Annotated in this window: 30 protein-coding genes; 5 read left to right on the plus strand and 25 right to left on the minus strand. The window is 46.5% G+C overall.

Features of this window, described 5'->3' with window-relative positions:
• Positions 1–502: 502 nt before the first annotated feature.
• The 6 genes from ACJB0T_RS15175 to dusA all read right to left on the minus strand — a co-directional run bounded on the left by ACJB0T_RS15175 (position 503) and on the right by dusA (position 6,762).
• The gene (locus ACJB0T_RS15175) at positions 503–1,279 is read right to left on the minus strand and encodes a phosphoadenylyl-sulfate reductase (protein ID WP_479292180.1); all 777 of its coding nucleotides are present in this window, start codon (positions 1,277–1,279) and stop codon (positions 503–505) included.
• A 49-nt stretch (positions 1,280–1,328) separates the two neighbouring features.
• The gene (gene cysI, locus ACJB0T_RS15180; protein ID WP_252013305.1) at positions 1,329–3,077 is read right to left on the minus strand and encodes an assimilatory sulfite reductase (NADPH) hemoprotein subunit; all 1,749 of its coding nucleotides are present in this window, start codon (positions 3,075–3,077) and stop codon (positions 1,329–1,331) included.
• On the minus strand, positions 3,077–4,951 hold the full coding sequence (locus ACJB0T_RS15185; RefSeq protein ID WP_479288672.1) for an assimilatory sulfite reductase (NADPH) flavoprotein subunit: 1,875 nt from the start codon (positions 4,949–4,951) through the stop codon (positions 3,077–3,079). Before ACJB0T_RS15185 ends, cysI begins: the two co-directional genes overlap by 1 nt.
• A gap of 98 nt (positions 4,952–5,049) precedes the next feature.
• Positions 5,050–5,280: a thymidylate kinase gene (locus ACJB0T_RS15190; protein WP_479288671.1), complete on the minus strand. Its 231-nt coding sequence runs from the start codon at positions 5,278–5,280 to the stop codon at positions 5,050–5,052.
• Positions 5,281–5,378: 98 nt separating this feature from the next.
• Positions 5,379–5,588 (minus strand): envelope stress response protein PspG, encoded by a 210-nt coding sequence (locus tag ACJB0T_RS15195; protein WP_042478737.1) that lies wholly within the window; start codon positions 5,586–5,588, stop codon positions 5,379–5,381.
• 169 nt (positions 5,589–5,757) lie between these two features.
• Positions 5,758–6,762: a tRNA dihydrouridine(20/20a) synthase DusA gene (dusA, locus tag ACJB0T_RS15200; RefSeq protein ID WP_479288670.1), complete on the minus strand. Its 1,005-nt coding sequence runs from the start codon at positions 6,760–6,762 to the stop codon at positions 5,758–5,760.
• A 111-nt stretch (positions 6,763–6,873) separates the two neighbouring features.
• On the opposite strand from dusA, the gene ACJB0T_RS15205 reads away from it, so the two are divergent.
• Positions 6,874–7,935 carry a site-specific integrase gene (locus ACJB0T_RS15205; RefSeq protein WP_479288669.1) on the plus strand — a complete coding sequence of 354 codons (1,062 nt, stop codon included), beginning with the start codon at positions 6,874–6,876 and terminating at the stop codon, positions 7,933–7,935.
• A 24-nt stretch (positions 7,936–7,959) separates the two neighbouring features.
• Here the strand turns inward: ACJB0T_RS15205 and ACJB0T_RS15210 are convergent, their stop codons facing one another.
• The 19 genes from ACJB0T_RS15210 to ACJB0T_RS15300 all read right to left on the minus strand — a co-directional run bounded on the left by ACJB0T_RS15210 (position 7,960) and on the right by ACJB0T_RS15300 (position 18,747).
• Complete coding sequence (locus ACJB0T_RS15210; RefSeq protein ID WP_479288668.1) at positions 7,960–8,979, minus strand: hypothetical protein; 1,020 nt, start codon at positions 8,977–8,979, stop codon at positions 7,960–7,962.
• A 253-nt stretch (positions 8,980–9,232) separates the two neighbouring features.
• Entirely contained in the window at positions 9,233–9,433 is a 201-nt protein-coding gene (locus ACJB0T_RS15215; RefSeq protein WP_479288667.1) for a hypothetical protein, read from the minus strand.
• 97 nt (positions 9,434–9,530) lie between these two features.
• Entirely contained in the window at positions 9,531–10,010 is a 480-nt protein-coding gene (locus tag ACJB0T_RS15220) for a structural protein (protein ID WP_479288666.1), read from the minus strand.
• Between the two features lie 5 nt (positions 10,011–10,015).
• Positions 10,016–10,753, minus strand: coding sequence for a hypothetical protein (locus ACJB0T_RS15225; RefSeq protein WP_479288665.1), 738 nt, complete (start codon positions 10,751–10,753; stop codon positions 10,016–10,018).
• Between the two features lie 2 nt (positions 10,754–10,755).
• On the minus strand, positions 10,756–11,475 hold the full coding sequence (locus ACJB0T_RS15230) for a hypothetical protein (protein WP_479288664.1): 720 nt from the start codon (positions 11,473–11,475) through the stop codon (positions 10,756–10,758).
• Positions 11,472–12,029, minus strand: coding sequence for a chemotaxis protein (locus ACJB0T_RS15235; protein ID WP_479288663.1), 558 nt, complete (start codon positions 12,027–12,029; stop codon positions 11,472–11,474). Before ACJB0T_RS15235 ends, ACJB0T_RS15230 begins: the two co-directional genes overlap by 4 nt.
• 1 nt (position 12,030) lies before the next feature.
• Positions 12,031–12,405 carry a DNAase gene (locus tag ACJB0T_RS15240; RefSeq protein ID WP_429761604.1) on the minus strand — a complete coding sequence of 125 codons (375 nt, stop codon included), beginning with the start codon at positions 12,403–12,405 and terminating at the stop codon, positions 12,031–12,033.
• A complete protein-coding gene (locus ACJB0T_RS15245; RefSeq protein WP_112479085.1) occupies positions 12,402–12,602 on the minus strand; it encodes a hypothetical protein in 201 nt (66 codons plus the stop codon). The genes ACJB0T_RS15240 and ACJB0T_RS15245 overlap by 4 nt, the downstream gene beginning before the upstream one ends.
• A gap of 128 nt (positions 12,603–12,730) precedes the next feature.
• The gene (locus ACJB0T_RS15250) at positions 12,731–13,066 is read right to left on the minus strand and encodes a hypothetical protein (protein ID WP_353497231.1); all 336 of its coding nucleotides are present in this window, start codon (positions 13,064–13,066) and stop codon (positions 12,731–12,733) included.
• An 11-nt stretch (positions 13,067–13,077) separates the two neighbouring features.
• The gene (locus tag ACJB0T_RS15255; RefSeq protein ID WP_338163416.1) at positions 13,078–13,911 is read right to left on the minus strand and encodes a major capsid protein P2; all 834 of its coding nucleotides are present in this window, start codon (positions 13,909–13,911) and stop codon (positions 13,078–13,080) included.
• 3 nt (positions 13,912–13,914) lie between these two features.
• A complete protein-coding gene (locus tag ACJB0T_RS15260; RefSeq protein WP_275426429.1) occupies positions 13,915–14,043 on the minus strand; it encodes a hypothetical protein in 129 nt (42 codons plus the stop codon).
• A gap of 125 nt (positions 14,044–14,168) precedes the next feature.
• Entirely contained in the window at positions 14,169–14,918 is a 750-nt protein-coding gene (locus ACJB0T_RS15265; protein WP_479288662.1) for a hypothetical protein, read from the minus strand.
• Positions 14,893–15,330: a hypothetical protein gene (locus tag ACJB0T_RS15270; RefSeq protein ID WP_088876284.1), complete on the minus strand. Its 438-nt coding sequence runs from the start codon at positions 15,328–15,330 to the stop codon at positions 14,893–14,895. The genes ACJB0T_RS15265 and ACJB0T_RS15270 overlap by 26 nt, the downstream gene beginning before the upstream one ends.
• On the minus strand, positions 15,323–15,853 hold the full coding sequence (locus ACJB0T_RS15275; protein WP_479288661.1) for a hypothetical protein: 531 nt from the start codon (positions 15,851–15,853) through the stop codon (positions 15,323–15,325). The genes ACJB0T_RS15270 and ACJB0T_RS15275 overlap by 8 nt, the downstream gene beginning before the upstream one ends.
• The gene (locus tag ACJB0T_RS15280) at positions 15,846–16,154 is read right to left on the minus strand and encodes a hypothetical protein (RefSeq protein WP_429761609.1); all 309 of its coding nucleotides are present in this window, start codon (positions 16,152–16,154) and stop codon (positions 15,846–15,848) included. The genes ACJB0T_RS15275 and ACJB0T_RS15280 overlap by 8 nt, the downstream gene beginning before the upstream one ends.
• Positions 16,155–16,227: 73 nt before the next feature.
• A complete protein-coding gene (locus tag ACJB0T_RS15285) occupies positions 16,228–18,120 on the minus strand; it encodes a replication endonuclease (RefSeq protein WP_479288660.1) in 1,893 nt (630 codons plus the stop codon).
• A gap of 3 nt (positions 18,121–18,123) precedes the next feature.
• Positions 18,124–18,303, minus strand: a complete 180-nt coding sequence (locus ACJB0T_RS15290) for a hypothetical protein (protein ID WP_338163410.1) — start codon at positions 18,301–18,303, stop codon at positions 18,124–18,126.
• 1 nt (position 18,304) lies between these two features.
• A complete protein-coding gene (locus ACJB0T_RS15295) occupies positions 18,305–18,487 on the minus strand; it encodes a hypothetical protein (protein WP_479288659.1) in 183 nt (60 codons plus the stop codon).
• Positions 18,484–18,747 carry a pyocin activator PrtN family protein gene (locus ACJB0T_RS15300; RefSeq protein ID WP_479288658.1) on the minus strand — a complete coding sequence of 88 codons (264 nt, stop codon included), beginning with the start codon at positions 18,745–18,747 and terminating at the stop codon, positions 18,484–18,486. Before ACJB0T_RS15300 ends, ACJB0T_RS15295 begins: the two co-directional genes overlap by 4 nt.
• Before the next feature lie 134 nt (positions 18,748–18,881).
• Here ACJB0T_RS15300 and ACJB0T_RS15305 point away from each other — a divergent pair, with 134 nt between their 5' ends.
• The 4 genes from ACJB0T_RS15305 (at position 18,882) to ACJB0T_RS15320 (ending at position 22,186) form a co-directional block, all read left to right on the plus strand.
• Positions 18,882–19,487: a S24 family peptidase gene (locus ACJB0T_RS15305; protein WP_479288657.1), complete on the plus strand. Its 606-nt coding sequence runs from the start codon at positions 18,882–18,884 to the stop codon at positions 19,485–19,487.
• Between the two features lie 3 nt (positions 19,488–19,490).
• On the plus strand, positions 19,491–20,525 hold the full coding sequence (locus ACJB0T_RS15310) for a GAF domain-containing protein (RefSeq protein WP_479288656.1): 1,035 nt from the start codon (positions 19,491–19,493) through the stop codon (positions 20,523–20,525).
• Complete coding sequence (locus ACJB0T_RS15315; protein ID WP_479288655.1) at positions 20,525–20,716, plus strand: hypothetical protein; 192 nt, start codon at positions 20,525–20,527, stop codon at positions 20,714–20,716. The genes ACJB0T_RS15310 and ACJB0T_RS15315 overlap by 1 nt, the downstream gene beginning before the upstream one ends.
• Positions 20,717–21,118: 402 nt before the next feature.
• The gene (locus ACJB0T_RS15320) at positions 21,119–22,186 is read left to right on the plus strand and encodes a site-specific integrase (RefSeq protein WP_479288654.1); all 1,068 of its coding nucleotides are present in this window, start codon (positions 21,119–21,121) and stop codon (positions 22,184–22,186) included.
• Positions 22,187–22,303: the final 117 nt, after the last annotated feature.

A 22,303-nucleotide genomic window follows, 5' to 3' on the forward strand; every position in this document is an offset into this window, starting at 1 on the left:
TTGGTCACTCAGTTCATTGAAAACCTAATTTGATACCGCTCTTTATTAAGAGAAACATCTAATTTGATTATCATCAACGAGTGCCCACACAGATTGATAGGTTTAAATTTTTAAAGAACATTCTCTTCAGAACTCTGCGTTTCGCTTTCCGTCTGAAGAGGCGGCTATTTTAGCGAGATGAATCTCAGTGTCAAACACTTTTTTCTAATTATTTTTGATTTTTTCAAATCTAACTAGAAGACCATCTTGTAAGCTGAACGCCTTACTGACTATCGTCTCGAACCCTTGTGGGCTCTGCCGTGTCAGTGGAAGCGCATTATAGAGATACCGATCACATTAGCAAGCCTTTTTTTAGAAAAAATACAAAAATAACGCCTAACCGCGTCTTTTTCGCTCAAAGGCTTATTTATTCAACTTTATCCTACTGATGACTACAAGTTATCCACAGAGTTATTAAAAAAGGAGGGCTAAACCCTCCTTCTTGTGATGATATGAACGACGGTCAAATACCAGAACCGTCTGTCTCACCATCGTCTTCATGTAATCCACACTCTCGTTTTAGACCATTAAAACGAGTTTCCTCTTCTTTCATACCTGGTTCCCACTTCACTGTAGAGTGCGTATCACCTAAAGATAGGTAACCCGCTTCTTTAAGAGGGTGGTAACTCAAGCCATGCTCTTCTATATAGCTATCAACTTGTTCGTTGCTCCAATCGATTATCGGCAAGAACTTGAAGCGGCCATTTTGAATAGCAAGTACTGGTAAGTTGGCACGGCTCTCTGACTGCTCACGTCTTAGGCCAGAAAACCAAGTATGAACATCCAACTCTTCAAGTGCCCTTTTCATTGGCTCTACTTTATTAAGCTGGTTGTATTGTTTAAGTCCATCCAGCCCTTTTTCCCATAACTTACCGTAGCGAGCCTCTTGCCAAGCTGGTGAGATGTTCGCTTTATAGATATGTAAGTTCAGATCTAATTGCTTCTGAAGCTTATCTATAAATTGATAGGTTTCTGGAAATAGATAGCCTGTATCCGTGAGCACCACGGGAACGTCTGCTTTCACGCTGGTCACAAGATGAAGCATAACCGCCGCTTGCACCCCGAAGCTTGAGCTTAGAATATGCCCACTAGGCAAATTCTCTAGTGCCCACTCAACTCTCTGCTTCGCACTCAATAGCTCAAGCTGACCATTTAGCTCTGCTAGCTTAAGAATCTGCTCGGTTTTAGTCAGTGACAACAGCTCTTGAAGCTCTAGCGCTTTTGACTGCTCTTGCACGATGTCGCTAACTGAACCTTGTTTAGCTGCTTGTTTCTGGGAAATAACGTCTCTAGGCATAGAAGTCCCTTTTCGATACTTTGACCTCTTCTATAATCCCAGCGCGGATAACGAAGTCACCAAATGCTTCACCTTCATTACGCTGCTCCGCCCATTGACCTACTAAAGCATCAATCTCTTCTAGGATTTGCGTATCCGTAATGTTCTCTTTGTACATCTTAGGTACACGGGTACCTGCCTTGTTGCCGCCTAAATGCAGGTTGTATCGGCCAGGTGCTTTACCAACCAAACCAATTTCAGCCAACATCGCTCGACCACAACCATTTGGACAGCCGGTGATCCTCAAAATGATGCTCTCATCACTTGGGATCTGGTGTTTATCCAGAATGCTCTCTACATCAGTAACAAAGCTTGGTAGGAAACGTTCCGCTTCTGCCATTGCAAGAGGACAAGTTGGGAAAGCCACACATGCCATCGAATTTTTGCGCTGCTCAGATACCGCATCGTCCATCAGACCATGTTCACGAGCAATCTTCTCAATCTTGGCCTTGTTTGACTTAGATACCTTAGCGACAATCAGGTTTTGGTTTGCCGTCATCCTAAAGTCACCTTTGTGGATCTTAGCGATCTCAGCCACACCGGTTTTAAGAGGCTTACCTGGGAAGTCAAGCAATCGACCATTCTCAATGAATAGTGCTAAGTGGTATTTACCATCGATACCCTCAACCCAACCAATTCTGTCGCCACGCTCAGTAAACTCGTAAGGACGGCTTTGCTCGAAGCTAATGCCCGCACGTTTTTCAACTTCTGCTTTAAATACATCAATACCAACGCGGTCTAGTGTGTACTTAGTCTTGGCATTCTTACGATTTGAACGGTTACCCCAGTCACGCTGAGTCGTCACAACCGCTGCTGCTACATCTAGCGTTTTCTCCAGAGGAACAAAACCAAAGTCATCAGCACGTCTTGGGTACGTCGACGTATCACCGTGAGTCATGGCAAGACCACCGCCAACAAGAACATTGAAACCCACCAGCTTGCCGTTATCAGCAATCGCTACGAAGTTCAGATCATTGGCGTGCACGTCCACATCATTTTGTGGTGGGATCACGACTGTCGTTTTGAACTTACGTGGTAAGTAGTTTTTACCCAGAATAGGTTCGTCTTCTTCCTTACCTTCTGATGCAGTCGATTCTACTTTCTCACCATCAAGCCAAATCTCTGCATACGCTTTGGTTTTTGGAAGCAAATGCTCACTGATCTTTTTCGCCCATTCATAGGCTTCTTGATGTAGCTCTGATTCCACAGGGTTAGTCGTACATAACACGTTACGGTTCACGTCACCGGCTGTCGCGATAGAATCAATACCGATAGAGTTCAGTGTTTGGTGCATTAGCTTGATGTTTGGCTTCAGAACACCATGAAACTGGAACGTTTGACGCGTCGTTAAACGAATACTTCCATACAACGAATGATCAGTCGCAAACTTGTCGATAGCTAACCATTGCTTAGGCGTGATAATACCGCCCGGCATACGTGCACGAAGCATCACGTTATGAAGAGGCTCTAGTTTTTGCTTAGCTCGCTCGTTACGGATATCACGGTCATCTTGCTGATACATACCGTGGAAACGAATGAGCTGGAAATTGTCAGCGGTAAATCCACCTGTGATGCGATCTTGTAGATCGTTCTCAATGGTTCCGCGCAGTAGGTTACTCTGCCCTTTTAGACGCTCGTTATCAGACAACGGCCCCAACTCTTCACCCAACACTTCTTGAATAGTGGCTGATTGCTTGCTCATTAGTACACATCCTTCTGATAACGTTTTGCTTTTCTTAGTTCGTTGACAAATTCTTCTGCCTGTTCAGCTTCTTTTCCACCATGCACCTTAACAATCTCGATCAGGGCATTGTGAACATCTTTAGCCATATGGTTGGCATCGCCACATACATAAATGTGAGCGCCTTCCTGTAGCCATTGCCATACCTGCTCGCCTTGCTTTAGCAATCGATGCTGAACATACACTTTCTCGTGCTGGTCACGGCTAAAGGCCACATCCAATCGGTTTAACACTCCTGACTTCAGATACTTTTGCCACTCCACTTGATATAGGAAATCTTGAGTAAACGTGCGGTCACCGAAGAACAACCAGTTCTTGCCAGTGTCGCCTTGGTTATCACGCTCTTGGATGAAGCTTCTAAATGGCGCAATACCCGTACCAGGACCCACCATAATCACAGGCGTGTCACCATTTTCTGGTAGCTTGAAGTTATTGTTGTGCTCAACGAATACTTTGACTTCACCACCTTCCTCCAATCCACGCGATAGGAAGTAAGATGCGCCGCCAAATCGGCTTTCCTCGCCCGCTTGATATTCAACAAGCCCAACCGTTAGATGAACTTCTTCATCTACTTCTTCTTGGCTGGATGCAATTGAATAGAGACGTGGGGTTAAACGGCGTAGTAGACCCAGTAGTTGCTCGGCGTCTAGTTTTGCTTTCTTCTCTTTAAATACGTCAATCACTTGGGTATTCGAAGCATATTCGCGAAGTTTGTCTTTATCCGCCGCCAGCTTCTCAAGCTTTTTGCTTCCAGAAATCTCCGCATATTGTGCTACTTGCTGAGGATTTGCCGCAGTGATCTCATAGTGCTTAATCAGCGCAGAGCGTAAAGATAGGCTTTCCCCATCCACTTCCACACTTTCAATACCCGATAGGCCAACTTGAGCAAGAAGTGCGTCCACCAGCTCACTGCTGTTCTCGAACCACACACCCAGCGCATCGCCAGGCTTGTAACTGATGCCTGAGCCTTCAAGATCAATCTCGATATGACGAACATCTTTGCCAGAATCACGACCCGTGATCTTTTGGCTGGTCAGTAGTGTAGCGGTATATGGATTTTTCTTGGTGTAGTTAACCGTAGCGGCTGCAGTTGCAACAGGCAGTGTCACAACGTCTGCTGGTTGAGAGGCAAGATCTTCTTTGATGACCTCTAGCGCTTTCGCTCGCCACTCACCCGCTGGCGCGTCGTAATCAACGTCACAGTCAATGCGATCAATAAATGAGGTGGCACCTAACTTGCCAAGGTACTCATCAAAATCTTTACCGGTTTGGCAGAAGAACTCATAGCTAGAATCGCCTAAGCCAATAACACCATACTTAAGATTCGGAAGTTTTGGCGCTTTCTTAGATTGAAGGAACTCATGTAGCTCAATCGCATTATCAGGCGCTTCACCCTCACCGTTTGTAGAGGCAACAACGATGACGTGTGTCTCTTTCGCTAGGTTCTTACCTTTGTAGTCACTGGCATCAAATAGCTCAACATCGATACCAAGCGCAGAAGCTTCTTCTTTTAGCTCCTCAGCAACCCCTTTGGCGTTACCTGTTTGAGAAGCAAAGATAATGGTCAGCTTACCTGCTGGTACGGCTGCCGCTGCTGTATTGACTGCGCTAGCAACTGGAGTAAGCGCTGATGGTGCACCCGCCTGACTCAATCCCCAAAAATACCCGCTTACCCATGCAAGCTGGTTTGAAGATAGGTTCGTTGATGCTTGTTGTAGTTGTGATAGCTGCTGATCGTTAAGTGGAGCAGCTAGGCTTGGTAATTCTTGAGAATTGTTATTACCGTTCGGCGACTGTTTTACGTTTGAAGACATTGTCACGACATCCCTAATCATTGCGTGACGATAGATTAACCAACCACCTTAATAACAAGAAAGAATAGATATGAATGTTTTATAACTTTTTGGAAGAAGAGGTTCGTTTGGTAGGGAGGCTATTTAGCCTCAATACGAACCTCAGTGAAGCCGACGGCGAGCGCGGATTTAGACGCCTTGTCGAGATCATTGTACTGACACTCAGCGCCGTGAATATCCGTCAGCATAACGAAACCGCCTTGCCTATGGCGAAACTCAACGATCCAACCGCCTTCGGATTCGGCGGGTTCAATGATCGCTTCTGCCAGTAAATCTTGATGGAATAAATACTTCAATTCCGTAATTGTCATGGCTCCCTCCAGAAATCCTATAATGACCGACGCCCTTGGTCATATAGATAACTATAGCAATTGTGCTTATCCCTGTAGGGTTATTTGTGATCAGTTTGTTAATTTGTGGGCGCCATTACCTTTTTATAGATCCAAATCGCTATAAGGAAGGCGATAATGTAAGGCAAGAGATTTAAAACAACCCCAACCATACCCAACAGAAACATCACCGCGAACGACACTACAATTGCCATTGTCACAGTGACAAACGTAACGCCTGTCATAACAAGAGTTGCAAGAAATACCAAAACGAAAATTAGTTCAAACATAACCTCTCCCATTTCGTTGCTAGTTTAAGTCTTTTGAATTATTTAAATGGATTGCAGGAAGCGTTCCAACTTTTAGATTCTTTAAAAATCATATAGATAGCTAGAAACAAAAACTCCGACTGGCTTTCGCACAGTCGGAGTTGGTATTTATCGCCAAATGATTGGTAAATTACACATCTAGTTCAGATGGAATTTTTGCTAGTGCTGTTTCAAGCACTTCAATGCCAGCACCTTTCTTATGTGCATTTTCACTGATATAACGACGCCATTGCCTTGCGCCTGGCATTGCTTGGAATAAGCCAATCATATGACGCGAGATATGACCAAGGTACGAGCCGTTAGAAAGCTGACGTTCAATGTACGGGTACATCTCTTCAACGACTTGCTTACGCTTTTTCACTGGAGTGTCTAAACCAAAAATAAGCTGGTCAACCTGCGCAAGGATGTATGGGTTCTGATAAGCCTCACGACCGATCATCACGCCATCAAGATGCTGCAAGTGCTCTAGAGATTCTTCTAGTGTTTTTACGCCACCATTCACCGCCACATTCAGATGTGGGAAGTCCTTCTTAATTTGGTAAGCGCGAGGATAGTCCAACGGTGGGATTTCACGGTTCTCTTTAGGGCTCAAGCCACTTAGCCAAGCTTTGCGTGCGTGAATGGTAAACTGATCCACACCGCCCTTCTCAGATACCGTAGAGACAAACTTAGTCAGAAACTCATACGAGTCTTGGTCGTCGATACCAATACGAGTTTTTACCGTCACCGGAATATCAACCACTTCACGCATCGCTGCCACACACTCAGCCACTAAATCTGGTTCAGCCATCAAGCATGCACCGAAACGACCATTCTGTACGCGATCGGATGGACAACCTACGTTTAAGTTTACTTCATCATAGCCACGCTCAGCAGCAAGCTTTGCACAGGTTGCCAAATCAGCCGGGTTTGAACCACCTAACTGAAGTGCCACTGGGTGTTCTTCTTCGTTGTACGCTAGAAAATCACCTTTACCGTGAATGATCGCACCAGTTGTCACCATTTCGGTGTACAACAAAGTCTGTGATGACAGAAGGCGATGGAAGTAACGGCAATGCCTATCTGTCCAATCGAGCATCGGTGCCACGGATAAGCGGTTTGATTGGAAATTGCTTGTGTTATCTGGCTTGGTCATTGTTTTACCTAATAATTTTACCCATCAAATCCGCTTTGAATATCGTGGAATTTTCCCAAATTTCGTCCTATAGTACCCCTTACAGTACCCCTCAAAGAGTAGGACGACGGAATGGCATCACTTTCAATCGAAAAGCGGCAACTTAAAAACGGTGAATTCCGCTATAAAGCAACAATCATCGTCAAGAAAAAGCAGGCAATCATACACAGAGAGTCAAAGACTTTCAAAAAGAAAGAGCATGCCCGTACCTATGGCAAGAAACGCCTATCCGACATTGAATTAAACGGCGTAAATAGTACCAAAACCGTCCCCCTTTCGGTACTCCTCGATAAGTTCATGGCGGATAAGGATTTATGGAACAATACAGGGCGAACCAAGCGCTACGTTATAGAAATGCTCAGAGATTGCGATATAGCGCAAATAGACACCAATGAGCTAAAAACTAGTGACCTCATCCAACACTGCAAAAATCGCCGTGGCGCAGGCGCCAAACCCGCGACCATTTATCACGATATCGCTTATCTTCGCTCAGTGATGAAAAAAGCGAACCCCGTATTCGACATAGAAGCCAACTATAAGATTTTTGATGAAGCAGTACCGGTATTAACGGATATGCAGCTTATTGGTAAAAGTGAGAAGCGAACGCGCCGCCCTACAGGTGACGAACTCGAAGCGCTAAAGCAAGGGTTGATTGAGCGTCAAAACGCCAGAGCCAATGGACAAGCTCGCATCCCGTTTGTCGATATCCTTGAGTTTAGTATTTTGACTTGCATGAGGATCGGTGAGGTTTGTTCTCTGCGTTGGGAGGATATCAACGAAGAACACAAAACTGTGGTTGTGCGTGACCGTAAAGACCCGCGCAAGAAGCAGGGGAATCACATGATTGTTCCTTTGTTGGCAGAGTCGTTTGATATTGCTATGCGCCAACCAAAAGAGAGCGAGTTGATTTTTCCTTTTAACTCTCGAAGTGTGACCGCAGGTTTCCAGCGCGTTAGAAATAAGCTAGGAATTGAAGATTTACGTTATCATGATTTGCGACGTGAAGGCGCTAGTCGTTTATTTGAAAAAGGCTACTCCATTGAAGAAGTAGCCCAAGTGACTGGTCATAGAAACTTAAATATTCTTTGGCAAGTCTACACTCAGCTTTATCCGCACAAGCTGCACTCAAAATAGTCGGTAAAGACCTATCAAGTAAACCTAGTCCTTTTTAGCTTGAGCAATTGATGTGTTATCTACAACGCTAATTAAGCGAGCGTTTACTATCTCACCATTCTTTAGGTTTGCTTGATATTTCAGCTCGATAGATGACTCATTTTTAAAAGCGTCATGTATTAACTCTTTCTCTTTATCTTGAAGAAAGGAGGTGTCCACTTTTAGGTTAAATGACAGTTCACTCTCAACAGCAGTAACACCAAGAATCATATAGTCTGGTTTCTTCTTGATAGACTCAATAAAGAAGTTAGCTTTCGCCTCCGCTACGTCTTTTACCACATCTGGTTTAGCTGAAATGCGCTTTATATCTACGTTGGTTAGTTCCGTTTGACCAATAGACATTTTCGTAGCATCTGGAACAGACTTGACGACATTTTTGTAACCTTCTTCGATATGCTCGACTACTTTAATTCCGCTATCTGGACTTTGTGACAGAGCCTTATCAAGAACAACATCTCTCAGTGCAGCCACACTCTGAGCATTAGTATCGGATAGAGTTTTAATTTGCTCAGTGCGCTCTTTCTCTATCTCTACTTTACTCTGTCCATCTAGAAAATTGTTTGCGACAGTCCCGCCAGCTATAGCTAGAACAAGCAAAGCAAGCAACGCTGTTTTCTGTGTTCCGCTCATACCTTTAAACACCACATCTAACTTATCCATAAGGGCATTCATCCAATCACCACCACCACTGGTAGCGCCTGTAGACCCTTCTTTGATAGTAAATACTAGTTCTAGTGCATCCTTATCGGCGTTTGTTAGCTTCTGTCTGTTAGAAGTGTCATATTGCAAGCATGCATACGCTTTATCCACTTCTTGTTGAAAACTAACCAAACCTTCCATCAGTTTTGTTGGCAGCGAACTATGATATCGACCACCACTAATGTCAAGATCTACTGTTGGCCAACTGCCGAACTTAATAGCCCCAGCTTCTTTCTCATCAATCAGCACACCATAAGCATAGTCAAGAAAATCTTTCTCACTATTAATCAATAAAGTCTGTGTCATACAGTAACTTAAATCCCTTTATCCGATTTTCTAATTAACGGCTACATTATCATATATATGCACGCAGTGTGTATGTAACGCGAGGCACAAAAATGGAACTTATTACCGTCAGTGCCTACTTTCAAGTTTCGTTAACCTAGTGTCCATCTTTTCCATCATAAGTCGCATCCACTTGATATCAGTCTTTATTGCGATACCAACTCCAATTCCACTTGAGAGTGCACTTACCGCCGCAACAATAATCGTCTGATACTCAGCCATTAAACTCATCTCGTATAGCTTCCCACAAACCAACCAAAATCGGCGCAGCAACACCAATTAAGCCACCTACCTCAACACCTTCAGGCGTCACACTTGCCGTCAGTAATTCAGGATGCCCCGTTGCCAGCGCTACACCTGCACCAATGAGCGCAAGCCCCTTCTTTGTTGATGCCTGTTTCAAATCTATTTTCATTGCTGTTACTCCTAGCCGTTGATGCGCTTCCAGATATAAGCGCTGATTAAAGCGGTCAAGATGCCAACCGCTAGACGTTGCATTACTTCTTTTTGGGTCATGCCAGTGCTACCCCTTGCGCTGCATCTTCTAATGAGTAGTAGCGCCCGACTTCCATAATCGACATGGAATGCACTAGGTGCGTCATGAACTCATCATCAAAGAGATTAAGGGGCGTACTGGCGCCCACATTGAGGCGACCCGCTACGAACTGCACGTAGTTATCCGTGTCGTTATTATCGCTCTTTGGCGCAAAGCGGCTGATAATTCCCTGAAGGGTGTTTAGCCCATAAAGGTTTTGGTAGTTGCGAATGAGCTTAGTCGCCGCTCGAAAGCCGTACTTCGAGTGTGAGAAGGTTTCAAACGCTTTATCTTTGGAGGGCGTTACTTTGCCCGTCCAAGCATTGTTACTAATGCGAATGTTGAGCGGGTTGTTGTTACGAATCCCACGGTTGAGTTGTGATTTCACGATGTTTACCCCTTTGGGTGCGCCAATCATCAGCGCACCAACTATCAGAACTATGATGATTAGACGCATAGTGATTACTCAGGCATTGGCGGCGGTGGTATTACGACCACCTCAGACCCAACCAAACGCAACATTCCCGCATCTTCAAACAAGATATTCGCGGCATTGAACTTGGTGCCAGCTCCGTCCAAATCACCGTGCATTTTGATGCCGATTTCAATTGGAAACCCTTCCGAATAGCGGTCGAATATTTCCGCTATATCACGGACAAAAACCGTTACGACACATTCACCCAGAAAAGAGAAAAAGCTTTGACCTGTTGAACCCTCACCAGTCCTCACTAGATGGATTTTTTCATCAAAGATATATCTCTCTGATTCCATGATGTAAGAACTCATCGAACCACGTACAAAACGACTTAGTGACACTTTTTCGGCATCGGTTAAGTCGGTACCGCCGTTTGCCCAATCTATGCGAAATGGAATGTTCAAACTGAACGTGAGTGCAACCATAGCGGCGGGGTCTTCATCTTTGAACTGCTCAACCAAGCCATTCACCATCACCTTTGTTTCTGGGTCGTTCTGATACTGGTAAAACGCTTTATCTCCCGCCGTATTGGTACTCGGCATGAGTTTTTTTAACGCAAATTTCTTCTCATTAAAGCCTGCGCTCATTGATGTGCTGGGGATTGGGGTAACCATAGTTTGTATTAACTCGCTGCTACCGCCGCCACCCAAACCACTAAGCAAGTCATAAAGAAACTCTATTTTGTTGCGGCTGCTGCCCGTGGGTAACGCTGGAAAGTTAGACATGATTAATACTCCAATACCTGCGCTTTATCGGGCGCGGTTCCTGTTAATGTGAATGTGGCGGCAGTTTGAACCGTGAGCTTTTCGCCTGCCGTAAGCTCAAAGCCGTTAAGACTGATTAGCCCTGCGTTGGTACTGCTGGCTTTGATGATGACGCCATTGCGGGCAGGGTTAGCGGGCACCTCTAGAGGCATTTCTCCACTAATGGTTGAAAGCGCACTACCAGAGAGCACTTTGATTGTTTGCCCTGCTGCCAGTTCAACGCTTGGCATGGTGCCAATATTCACCGACTGACCGCTTTTAAGTTGAACATCAGGCAAGCTGGCAATATCGACTTGCTGACCATCCTCAATCTGCACTTTTGGCAGATAGGACACGCCCACGCTTTGCCCTGCTTCAATTTCAACTTTGGGTAGCTCGGTGATACCCACTGTTTGACCAGGCAAGAAACTGACTGACGGCATGGTTTGTATATCGAGCTTTTGCCCTTCCACTGGCGGGGTGAAATCACCCACACCATGCTCAAGAGAAAGCTCACCTTCTCCTGATAGAAGAATTCGACCTAACGGCTTGCCATAGCGAAGAACCGAGCGATTAGGTAGCGAAAAACTTTCCCCTGTCTCGTCAATTCGCACCGATAACTTGCCCGAAATCGACTCAACAAAGAGCCACGTAGAATCAATGGTTAGGGGAATGGTTTGCCCCTTGGTGAGATTTAGGTTCATTTGCCTACCGCCTTAACCAGCACAAAACCCAGCACCAACACAATCACTGCCATGAGTATCAATTGCTGCTTATTGAGTGCGCTTTGCCCGTTGTCTTGTTTGAACTTCGCAAGCTCGGTGAGCTTGGCAAGGTTCTCGGTGTTTTGAGCCGCTTGGTTGCCCGCAAGCCCTGCCATCATTTGCAGGTTTTCGCTATTGGTCGAGCTGAACTCGTTGAGCGCACCCGCTGCGAACTTGAGACTGTTATCAGTATTTCGCTCCACTAAACCGAGCGATTCACTCATTGCCCCACTTGCAAACTCGTAGGACTCATCTAGGGCATCCCCTGCAAAGGCAAAGGACTCATCCACCGTGTCACTAGCAAAATCAAGAGTTTGCTCGCCAAAGGCAAAGGCTTTGTCCACGGCGCCGTGGTCGGTTGCGGTGATATTGAGCGTGGAATCGCTCACCCCGCTGACCGCTACGCCTAAGTTGTCGCCGTCAATGGCATTCTGACCACTGATGTTTTTAGTATTCGTTGTTGTATTGCTTGAGGAGCTACCGCCACCACCCATGCTACAACCTCCACTTTAGGTATTTGGCGTTGCCGTGGGTCGATTCCGTCACACCACCTAGCCGCTTGAGTAGCCTCACCACTAAAGGAAAATAAGAGTGGCAAGCCATTGCGGTTAAGTCGTTTTGCTTCACGAACTCGGATAGCACACGGGTAGCCTTGAGCGCGTTTTTGCCTACTGCCGCCCAAATAAAATAGGTATCGCCGCGCACCTCACCCGCCAGTAAACAATCTACCCCTTCCCCTTGGATGTGATAGACACTCACACGCCCCGCCTCAATCTCATGCAGCATGACCGCAAAGTCATTGGGGCAAGCGCGAAAAGCGGGTTTCAGTGCGTCAATCGACGCTTGGCTTTTGGTGACGACGCGAATCATTTTTTTCGCATCCAGACAATGAGCACGGCAACTACCCCCGCGACAATCAACCAAGTCGGCACACCGCCGCCCATGTTGATACCACCTACAGATTGACCAGAGCTATTGCTTGAACGTGACGACGAAGGCGCCGCCGCGCCGCCACCTGCATTGATGGGCATCGAACCGCTATTGGTCAGAGAATCAAAACCAATCATTTACCACCTCAACTTGAACCAGATGACCAGCGCAATCACTGCGAAAACCATCCACTTTGCTTTGTTGATTTCCTTGGCAGTGAGGTAACCCAATGTCACCCCCGCCAAGCCTAAGTACGCTAACGGCATCACTTGCCCCCTTTGAGCGCAAAAGCAAAGCCACCAAGTAGCACTAACGCTATCAGCACGATGATAGCCACGGTTTGCCACTGCATACCGCCAGAGGTGGTGTGCACGGGTTGCCCGTTGGGTTGCTGATAGTCGTTATTGTTGGCGCGGTTCTCGTCAGGGCTGGCAGACTTAGCGCGGTCTAGCTCGTTATCCATCTTGATACCAAGCCAATCCTCACCAAAGCCACCGACCACATCCACGGCACCACCCACAAGCTCACCCGCACCCTCTAAGATGCCATCGAACCAACCGCCACCACTTGTGGCGGTTTGCGTCACACTAGGGTTTTCCATCGGTCACCCCCTTACTTTGGTTGTGCGATAACGCCCACTTGCTCAATCGCTTCAATCAGCACGGGCACACTGCCGTGTTGTGATTTATCAAGCTCGAATTGCAATTGCTTCATTGCATTAGTTGGCAAGCGCCCCTCAACGCCGAAACCAGTACGAACAAAATCAAGGCTGAACCAACCTGCGTTTTGCTCTAGACCTGAAATCGCCAAGTCAAAAGCGTTATCCGCTTTGGTGACGTTGATTTCTTCCACGCTGTCACGCAGGACACGAACACGGTCAATAGACGAGTCTTTGAAGTGAACACGCTTGAGTGAAAACAGTGGCGAACGCTCGGCAAAGTCGAACGGGGTGCGACCTGTCGCGCTGGCGAACCAAGTCAGTGAATAGATACGTGGTAGGTAAACACGCTTCGATTGTGCGGCTGTCGTATGAGAGCGAGCGCGGATACTTGGCGCAGGCGTACCACCCGCTTTTGAGGCAAGCTGGATATACACAAACCAGATTTCGCCTTGCAGCGTGACCAGTTCACCAGTACGAACGCCGCCTTTAGTACGAAGGGTTAAATCCGCAAATGGGATAACGTAGCGACCTTCTTGAGTAAATTGCTTACGGTGTTCTTGAAGGTCTACTAAATCTTGACCTGTCAGGTTGTACACTTCCTTACCGTTTAGCGTGATGCGTACACGCTCAACATCGGCAGGGTCAGTAATATCAGTGACCAGTTCGATGGATTGGTAAGTTGGACCACTCACCAAGCGCAGTGTGGCTTGGTTGCCCCAATTCACACCCTCAACAGGGTCTAAATCGAGTGGGCGCGGGTTAAATGGCGTGTTTAGTAGTTCCATAGCTTAAAACCACCCTGAGTTACCATTGATTTGCTCTTTGATAGGCTTGAGCGCGCCTACGTTGTTGATGACTGCCAATGCAATCAACATGACCACGATGGTCATTAGCATTGTTTTGTGCGTTGCTTTCATGTGTTTCCCCTGCTTCACAGCGTTGGAACGGTTAAAGGAGTCATTATCAAATCAGGTGGCGGGGAGTTCGTCACTAAGGTTCAACCTATAGGTATAACTTTTAACCTATAGGTTGAAATGAGAGGTTAACGGTAGTTTCGTGAGAGCTTTTTGCCCGTTTCGCAGTTCAACGCACCGCGCTCTAGGTTGCCAATGCCATCGCGAATAATCAGGTATTCGGCAATGGCTTTGCCGATACACTGCTTATTGACCTTGGCACTTTTAAGGTCAGCAACTTCATTAGAGTGAACCCCTTTTTGTTTGGCGACCCAATCGGCATCAACGCCAGAGTTGACCGCACCGAGCCACCACACGCTTGATTGGTTAGTGACGGTTTTGGGCACCTCCTGACCCCGCTGAAAGATGGTGTGAACCACATGACCAAACTGACGACCACCACGGAGCAATTCCCCCGTTTTGCCTTCGAGCTTTCCAGAGGTTTCCGCGCAGCTTGCCAGCTCCTCAATCACCACATGTAACTTGGGTTTATGACCATCGCCAAGCGCCCAAGCTATCGCGCTAAAGGTTTCAAGCTCAGACATACACGCGCCCTTTGGTGGAATGTAGGCGAGCTTAAACGAACACCCCGAACGGCGCCCTTGTACCGCTGCCTTGATAAATTTGGCGGGGTCAGTAAAGCCGTGGCACATCTGCCCGTGAAACTTTTGACCTGCGTAGTTGCGGTACGGGTCAAAGAACAGGGCTTGTGACTTTTTAGGTACTAGCCCCATGTATTTCACTGCACTGGTTTTGCCGCTACCTGTGCCGCCTAGGTACACGGTGTGCTCGGCGTCATGGGATGGGTTGGAGTTAATCGGGTTTACGATGAGAGTCACGCTCGGCCTCCTGCTGCTTTTTCAGTTCAAGGGCAGTGATTTGCTTTTTCGACGCCCACCACAAACCAAGAATTGCCAATGCAAGGGTCATGACATTCATGTAGTCGCCGCATTGGTCGAGCAATGCCCCGCCGTATTGTTTGGCAACAGGGCGAGCTGCATTGACCACGCTTTGCTTGGCGCGCTCATCAAACTCAAAATCAATGTCTTTGAGAATCGACACGGCTTGCTCAACCACCACAAGCCCAGTGGTGACCAGCGCATCAAACGCCTCACTGGTATCGACCTCTGGCTGGCTTTCAGTTGAAGCTAATGCACCTTCTTGTGCTGACGGCTCATTGTTGAGGTTGGCAATGTACGCATCCAACTCATCAAGGTTGTCAGCGCTCGTTTCAACGGTTGGGTTACTCATGGCTATCACCCTCCTCACTCGGTTGTGGTTTGGCTAACATGCGCTTGATGGCAAACAGCAACACGACAATGACGCCAAGACAGGCGGCAACCTTGAAGATTTGCGGTTTCAGGCCTGTCTCTGGCGGTGTTGGCTCAGTGGTTTCAGTGGTACTTGATTCGGTTGGAGGCAGCACTTCAGCGGGAGGGGTTACCGTAGGCGAAAAACTCTCAACGCTTTCAACACTCGGTTCAACCGTTGATTCAACCGACTCCGTAACCGTTGGCTCAACCTTGTCAGATAAGGCTTGGAGCGCATCGGCGGTGTCGGTCATGTTGTCAGTGCAATAGCCACTCACGGTTTTGCTCATTGAACTGTTGCCGCAGTCAGGGCACTTGTAATAGAGCAAACCAAGGTTGCGCCCGTTCTTGACGGTTTCCCCGCTATCTATCAAACGACCTTCACCCACCATGTGAACGGTGGCAGTGCTGCTGCAAACAGGGCACGGCACATAGCCGCGCACTGGATTTGGCGTTTTACTCATCGGTGGTCGCCTCCTCAATCACTGCATTCAACTGCTTTTCAAGCGCTTGTTTGCGCTGCGCTCGAATGACTCGGTTTGATTTGGCGACCAGCTTTGCTTTGTCGATGAGCTTGGGGTCTAAGCCAAGCATGGAAAGCGGGTCAGCGCCGCCCATAAGGACTTTGGGCGCCAGTGATAAAAGCTCACTTGGTGACAGGTCTTTGACGGTATCAAACGCCGTTTCTAACTCCGCTTCCAGTGCGTCAATGGTGTTAAGGCGCGCAAGCTCGGCTTGGCACTCATCTTTGGTCATGGTTTTCATGGTGTTCCCCTGTCTCTCGACGTTGGTTAATTTGTTGGTAAGGTTGCCCCTGATTCACATCGTTGGCAGTAAGCTAGGTGCCACCTCTGGCGGCGAACTCCTCCCACTCTGGCGAGCCAAACCTATCTAGCTCGTGGAACAGGAAAAAGTTATCAATGATTTGTTGTTGTCTTGGTGGCGAAATTTGCTGCGTACAATTATTGCCACTAGACCAAGGCGCAAGCTCCCGCTTGCTTGAAGAAGCCTCCGACAAGTCGGAAGGCTTTTTGATGAGCTTCCACTCTATCTCATGCGTGAGCACTTCTAGACCGCTTCCACGTAACCCAATAACACGCGCTGTCATTTCGCCGTATTTGTTCTCTTTGGCTTCTTTCTTGGTGGTAATTGGGCGCATGGATTGAGGCAGTCTGTGACCGCCCATGTAATCAAAAAAGGCAGAGAAGAAACCCGCATCAGCCGCACGGCGCGCCTTCTCAAAGGTGCAATATTCTTGCTCGTCGCTAATGCGTCTTAGCTCGCGCCAAACCGTGACAGACGGTGTTTTTTGAAACTGGAACTGACGAAAACAGAAGGTGCGCGACCATGAGGTGACGTTTTTTACCGTGTCTTGCAGCTTGGCTTTCTTGTTATCGAGATCCGATAAATCCTCAAGCCCAAAGCCGTCTACGTTTTTAGAAATGTACTTGGCAAGGTAAGCTACGGCGCCGCCTTCGGTGCCGTCCAGCATCTTAGCTTCAAAGCGCGCTTTCATAGCTCGGTGTTTTGGGTCGCCGTTCTTGAAATAAAGCTCTGCGCTGTCACGCTGAAATTGGTATTCCTGCAGCATTTTGATAAACACGGGCATTTGCTCAAGTGGCATGAAAAACACACCATGCCAATGCGGTGTGCCGTCTTGGTGAGGCTCCACGACTCGCATCCCGTAATAAGTTAAGTCATGGCGCCCCGCCCAAGCTCGAAAGCGATTCCAAGACGTAGACAACCAAGCATGAGCACCTTTAGGGGTGCCACCGTCCCAATGGGTGTTTTCAATCCAGTATTCACCTCGCTTGGTGAGTCGGTGAAAACGGCTTGGTGCCGTCATGGTGATAAAAATGGCGGCGTGGTTGTTTGAGTCGGCATACTCCTGACAGCCAGCAATACGAGTCATAAGTTCATGACGACGATTAACAGGGTTGGACTGTGACGACTCATGAACTTGTGACATTTCCACCACATCCCCCTCAACGGATTCAATCGCCATGAGTTCTAGCCACTCACGCTGTCGCTCTTGGCGAATCTTGAGCCACTCACACGCCGAAATCGACGCATAAGGGGAAATGTGCGGCGATACCATTCCCGCCGCCCTGCGCGCATTCTCAAACGCTGCAAGGGTCTGTTTGTCGATAGCTCGTCGCCATACGCCCTCATCAAGCAAACGGGCAAGGATGGAATACGCCTCATCTTCATCATTGGCGACTTCAAATTGAGGCATCCAAAGACAAGCACCCACGAACTCATGAATACGCTTAATCGCTTCCATTGGGGTACCGCCTGTTTTGGCAACTAACTCAAAGTGAAAACCTGCGCGCCCTGATAACTCAGTGGCAAGGCGAGCGCGTTTTAACTCTGTATTGATTTTCCAGTATGGCTCAGGCAGTGACCCAAGCGCAGACGATGCCGCCGCACTGCGCGACTCAATGAATTGCAATGCGCGCTTAAAGCCGTACTTACGGAAACGAACCGCTGACGCTTTATCAAGATAGTTGCGAATGTCATTAGGTAGCTTGAACTTGTTAGCGACTTGGTGAGCGAACTCAAACACGCGCTCTTTAGGCGTGGCACCACATAGCGGTTGATGCTTTTCCGCTACCATCGCCAAATGAGGCGCCGTGGCTTGGTTTTTCATCACATACGTCGCAAGCTCCTGACGCAGATTAGTCGGGAGCTTAGTCAACGGGTTATTGGTGGTCTTGCCGATTTTTTGCATTGATTAACGCTTAGTCCAAGTCAGAGGGTTAACGTTGAGTTTGCGAGCGCGTGGGCGGTTCAAGCCAAGCTCAGAGCGAAGCTTTTCAACCATACGCGCTGACTTTTCACTCTTGTCAGGGTCGAAGTTGGCGCACCCCGCCATATCGGGGCACGGCAAATGAATGGGGTCAGATACTTTCATGTTAAGCCTCGACGCTTTCCATGAGTTCAATTGCCTCCTCAAGCTGAATGAGCACACCCGTGAGATAGTTATCTTGGTCAGTGCTGTTGCTAGGCTGCATTTGATTTTCAATCACCTTATACAAAAGCTTGGCTTCGCTTGAGTGAGTAAAGTCTAGGTTGATACCGTGTAGTGGTGTGCTCATCGGATACCCCCATTTACTGACTGCCAATCATTCATTGCTTCAGCGTGGCGTTGGTCGATATACGCGGCGAGATCTTCAATTTTGATTAGGGATGGGCTGCGCTCAGAATCGCGCAACTTGAAGGTAGGAACGGGAAAGTCACAAGCCTTAGCTTTCTGCTCTGCCGTTTTAGGAGTGATACCGAAAAACTCTTGGCATACCTGCTTTAGTTCAACCGTGGGACTTTCGAATCGTGCTAGTAGTGCAAAATTTGTGTTCATACTTCCTCCGTGTAGTACACTTAAAGGCATTAAAGGAAACTCCAACATCCCTCAAACACCCCGAAATAGCTTATGGGGAATTATTGAGGATCAAAATCAAGAATGCAACCCCAAAAGTACACGGAGAAATCTATATGGGAAGTTTTGAGGAACAACTAAAGGAACTAAAGAAACTAACCAACACCTCTAAGAACGTTGATTTAGCAAGGGTTTTAGGTAAGTCACCGAAGACTATTTCTAACTGGAAACATCGAGATCACATTCCTGAAGATATTTTCCTAAAAGCGCAGGAGATCGCAAAAACGGGTTCTCTCGCACCAAGGGGGTATCTTGAACTGAAGTTTTTTGATATCGAAGTGAGCGCAGGTCATGGCGCGTTAGTTGAGAAGATTGAAGAATCAAGTTCAATGGTATTCAGTGAGCGCTTTATACGCCAAGAGCTAGGCTACAACCCTAACAATATCTTCTTAATGCCAGTGCGCGGCGATAGCATGAGCCCTACTCTTCAGAATCAGAGCATAGTGATGGTAAATCGTGTAGATGGTTTCACGACTGACGGTGTATATGTATTCCGATACGATAGCCGTTTGATGGTGAAAAGGCTTCAATTCTTGCCAAATGGAATCAAGGTCGTGAGTGATAATACTGCTTATGAGCCGTGGGAACTAAGTCGAGAGGATATTAAAGGGGCTGATTTTGAGATTGTTGGTGAAGTGGTGTGGTCAGGGCAAAGGATGTAAGTAATGAAATCAATTAAAGAGTTAGCCTCAGAAAACGATAGCGCAAATGCAGAGCTCAACGAAAAAGTGAATCTATTGTCCAACGTTTGGATGACTTTGGTAGCACCGTTTATCGTGGGCGCCCTAATTTCCTACTGGTTTTCATTGAAAGGGGATAACAATGAAGGTATCTACTTCATACTCATTGTTTTTTCTCTTGCCTTCTTACTTGTGCACTTGACGCTTTCATGGGTTCAAATCAAAAACTCAAAAAAACATCACACTTACCCACAAGTAGTTGAACTTATAGAAAAATACAATGAAAACATCACTAATTACAACAACCTAAGGTCATCCTATAAATATATGAGTGACCTAAGTATTGCTCAAGTAACAACGTTGTACCTTGTTTCAGCAGAGCTTGATAAAGCAGTCGGAGATCTCAATAAAGAGCTGAGAAAAGAACTTGAAAGAGATCCTAAAGCCCCTCCACTCCCATTGGCAGATAGTATTTCAACGTTAATGGACAAACACTTAAACGATCTTTTATGGCCATTATTCGTAAAGAAAGGTGACCTCTTTTCATACAAAGAAGAATCTCTATATAACATTGCGCTATATGTATACAACGAATCCTCTGATAGACTTGAGGTCAAGATGCGTTTCAACGATGATCGCATCGAAGTTCAAAACCGTGATTGGCGTCCCGGTATTGGGCACGTTGGCATGACTTTTTTGCACAAAGAGATAAAAAGCTGTCCTAATATAAATCATAGTACTGAGTTGACGGTCAAAACCGAGAAAGACATCAAGTACTACCGTGCATTCATATCTGTACCTATACTTACATGTGAAGATACAGAGCAAACAGACAATGAGCCGCACGGAGTTTTGGTTTTAACAAGTGCGACAGAGCGACAATTTGATCTACACAGAGATCAGTTCTTCCTGCAGGCAATAAGTAAAATGTTGGCTGTTTATCTAGACAAACAGGAACACGCACAGAGAATGGCATCCCTCATCAGTGATGGTAAGGGCTCTGCTGAAGGTGGTGAATAATGAAAAAAATGGTCTACATCAAAGGTAATAGTGAAAACGGGTATACTGTTTCTATGGACTTCGAGAGAGATGTAACCTCCAAGCCGAACCAAAATGCATCTGCTCAGAACATTGATAGGCTCGTTGAACAGCAGCAGAAAGCAGCCCAGAAACGATTCAATATGGAATTCCCTGAAGCTGCGACTCTGTAGCAAATCACTGACAAAATAAGGCGCCCATGTGGCGCCTTATTTTATCCGAGCTCAGTACCCCTATAGTACCCCTCATAACACATTAGCCTTTATATAGAAAGCATACATATCCAATCGAGCATGGGAGCGACAGAGAGTCTAGATGATGGGTACATTTTACAATACTCCTTTAGTATCAGCATCTTAAGGCAAATACCACAAAGGGGCATTGCAACATTATCTGTCTTATTTGAGCTTATTTTAGCACCGAGGGACAGATAGGGGACGAAATAGGGGACATGCACTGTCCCCTAAAAATACCATTAAAGGCGGCGGATTATAGCTATCTAAGGACATAGCTTCAATGCTGCTGAGCAAAAGTAAATCACCTCTAAAGCAATCTATCCAACGCTAGAGGTAAACATGGCTACAATCAACATCGAAAAAGTCGCACGTAAATCAGGGGTCAAATATAAAGCCAGAGTAAGAGCTTCACGGCATAACAAGCGAGTATTCGAGAAATCTAAAACATTCGACAAAAAATCCCTCGCACAAGCATGGGCTGACGATGTCGTAAAAGGACTAGAGGACAATGGCATACCATCGATAGACATGCCTAAACAAAGTATCCTCATCGGAGACCTGATTACCTTGTATCTTAACGATCAGATAACTTCAAAAGATCTCGGTCGCTCAAAAGCAGCGGTATTACGCAGACTTCGTAGCTACGATATCGCTTTGGTACAAGCAGATCAGTTGACAGCAACACATCTGGTAAGACATTGCAGAGAAAGACTTAATGAACCTAGCGCACCTTTGCCCCAAACTGTATATCAAGATATCACTTACCTGCGAAGCGTCATTAATGTTGCTGGCCCTATCTTTGGATTCAAAGCAAATATTCATGCCCACAATGAGGCTATTCCAACTCTCGTTAAATATAGACTCATTGGTCGAAGCAATAAGCGTGACCGTAGACCTAGCAAAGAAGAACTAGCTCTTGCTGAAGAAGGGTTACTCAAAAGACAAAACCATCGTGCATCCCACATACCGCTAGTAGATATCTTCCACATATCGATACTTACATGTATGCGTTTAGGTGAAATCACACGTGTAACTTGGAAGGATCTTTCGTTAGGCGACAACACAATAACCATCAGAGATCGCAAAGACCCACGTCAAAAAGCAGGGAATCACAGTACTATCCCACTTTTCCCTGAAGCTATGAGAATTATTGAACGTCAGCCAAAACTAGAAGAACGCATATTCCCGTATAACCCGACGTCGATCGGAGCCGCATGGCAACGTATGTGTAAGTCTCAAGGAATTGAAGACCTTCACTATCACGACCTAAGGGCGGAGGGAGCATGTCAGCTTTTTGAAAGAGGCTTAAACATTGTCGAAATATCGAAAATCACCGGGCATAAAGATATCAATGTATTAAACAATATTTACTTGCGTGTCGGTGTAGCCAACTTACACAACAGATAGTAGAGGGTTTCACTAAACCAAGCCTAATTGTGACGAACCTATCACTTTTAGTGAAGATTTAGAAAAAATACAGATAATTTAATCTGCTGTAAGTGTGTGAATCACTTCAACTCTTCA

Source organism: Vibrio sp. CB1-5 (assembly GCF_059412285.1).

Coding starts and splice junctions, on each gene's coding strand:
- ACJB0T_RS15295 (WP_479288659.1), bottom strand. CDS start 18,487: ATGAGCACACCACTACACGGTATCAACCTAGACTTTACTCACTCAAGC.
- ACJB0T_RS15225 (WP_479288665.1), bottom strand. CDS start 10,753: ATGTCTAACTTTCCAGCGTTACCCACGGGCAGCAGCCGCAACAAAATA.
- ACJB0T_RS15255 (WP_338163416.1), bottom strand. CDS start 13,911: ATGGAACTACTAAACACGCCATTTAACCCGCGCCCACTCGATTTAGAC.
- dusA (WP_479288670.1), bottom strand. CDS start 6,762: ATGACCAAGCCAGATAACACAAGCAATTTCCAATCAAACCGCTTATCC.
- ACJB0T_RS15270 (WP_088876284.1), bottom strand. CDS start 15,330: ATGAGTAACCCAACCGTTGAAACGAGCGCTGACAACCTTGATGAGTTG.
- ACJB0T_RS15190 (WP_479288671.1), bottom strand. CDS start 5,280: ATGACAATTACGGAATTGAAGTATTTATTCCATCAAGATTTACTGGCA.
- ACJB0T_RS15320 (WP_479288654.1), top strand. CDS start 21,119: ATGGCTACAATCAACATCGAAAAAGTCGCACGTAAATCAGGGGTCAAA.
- ACJB0T_RS15290 (WP_338163410.1), bottom strand. CDS start 18,303: ATGAAAGTATCTGACCCCATTCATTTGCCGTGCCCCGATATGGCGGGG.
- ACJB0T_RS15245 (WP_112479085.1), bottom strand. CDS start 12,602: ATGATTGGTTTTGATTCTCTGACCAATAGCGGTTCGATGCCCATCAAT.
- ACJB0T_RS15205 (WP_479288669.1), top strand. CDS start 6,874: ATGGCATCACTTTCAATCGAAAAGCGGCAACTTAAAAACGGTGAATTC.
- ACJB0T_RS15280 (WP_429761609.1), bottom strand. CDS start 16,154: ATGAAAACCATGACCAAAGATGAGTGCCAAGCCGAGCTTGCGCGCCTT.
- ACJB0T_RS15240 (WP_429761604.1), bottom strand. CDS start 12,405: ATGATTCGCGTCGTCACCAAAAGCCAAGCGTCGATTGACGCACTGAAA.
- ACJB0T_RS15250 (WP_353497231.1), bottom strand. CDS start 13,066: ATGGAAAACCCTAGTGTGACGCAAACCGCCACAAGTGGTGGCGGTTGG.
- ACJB0T_RS15305 (WP_479288657.1), top strand. CDS start 18,882: ATGGGAAGTTTTGAGGAACAACTAAAGGAACTAAAGAAACTAACCAAC.
- ACJB0T_RS15235 (WP_479288663.1), bottom strand. CDS start 12,029: ATGGGTGGTGGCGGTAGCTCCTCAAGCAATACAACAACGAATACTAAA.
- ACJB0T_RS15215 (WP_479288667.1), bottom strand. CDS start 9,433: ATGAAAATAGATTTGAAACAGGCATCAACAAAGAAGGGGCTTGCGCTC.
- ACJB0T_RS15300 (WP_479288658.1), bottom strand. CDS start 18,747: ATGAACACAAATTTTGCACTACTAGCACGATTCGAAAGTCCCACGGTT.
- ACJB0T_RS15230 (WP_479288664.1), bottom strand. CDS start 11,475: ATGAACCTAAATCTCACCAAGGGGCAAACCATTCCCCTAACCATTGAT.
- ACJB0T_RS15220 (WP_479288666.1), bottom strand. CDS start 10,010: ATGCGTCTAATCATCATAGTTCTGATAGTTGGTGCGCTGATGATTGGC.
- ACJB0T_RS15315 (WP_479288655.1), top strand. CDS start 20,525: ATGAAAAAAATGGTCTACATCAAAGGTAATAGTGAAAACGGGTATACT.
- ACJB0T_RS15285 (WP_479288660.1), bottom strand. CDS start 18,120: ATGCAAAAAATCGGCAAGACCACCAATAACCCGTTGACTAAGCTCCCG.
- ACJB0T_RS15310 (WP_479288656.1), top strand. CDS start 19,491: ATGAAATCAATTAAAGAGTTAGCCTCAGAAAACGATAGCGCAAATGCA.
- ACJB0T_RS15260 (WP_275426429.1), bottom strand. CDS start 14,043: ATGAAAGCAACGCACAAAACAATGCTAATGACCATCGTGGTCATGTTG.
- ACJB0T_RS15185 (WP_479288672.1), bottom strand. CDS start 4,951: ATGATTAGGGATGTCGTGACAATGTCTTCAAACGTAAAACAGTCGCCG.
- ACJB0T_RS15195 (WP_042478737.1), bottom strand. CDS start 5,588: ATGTTTGAACTAATTTTCGTTTTGGTATTTCTTGCAACTCTTGTTATG.
- cysI (WP_252013305.1), bottom strand. CDS start 3,077: ATGAGCAAGCAATCAGCCACTATTCAAGAAGTGTTGGGTGAAGAGTTG.
- ACJB0T_RS15210 (WP_479288668.1), bottom strand. CDS start 8,979: ATGACACAGACTTTATTGATTAATAGTGAGAAAGATTTTCTTGACTAT.
- ACJB0T_RS15275 (WP_479288661.1), bottom strand. CDS start 15,853: ATGAGTAAAACGCCAAATCCAGTGCGCGGCTATGTGCCGTGCCCTGTT.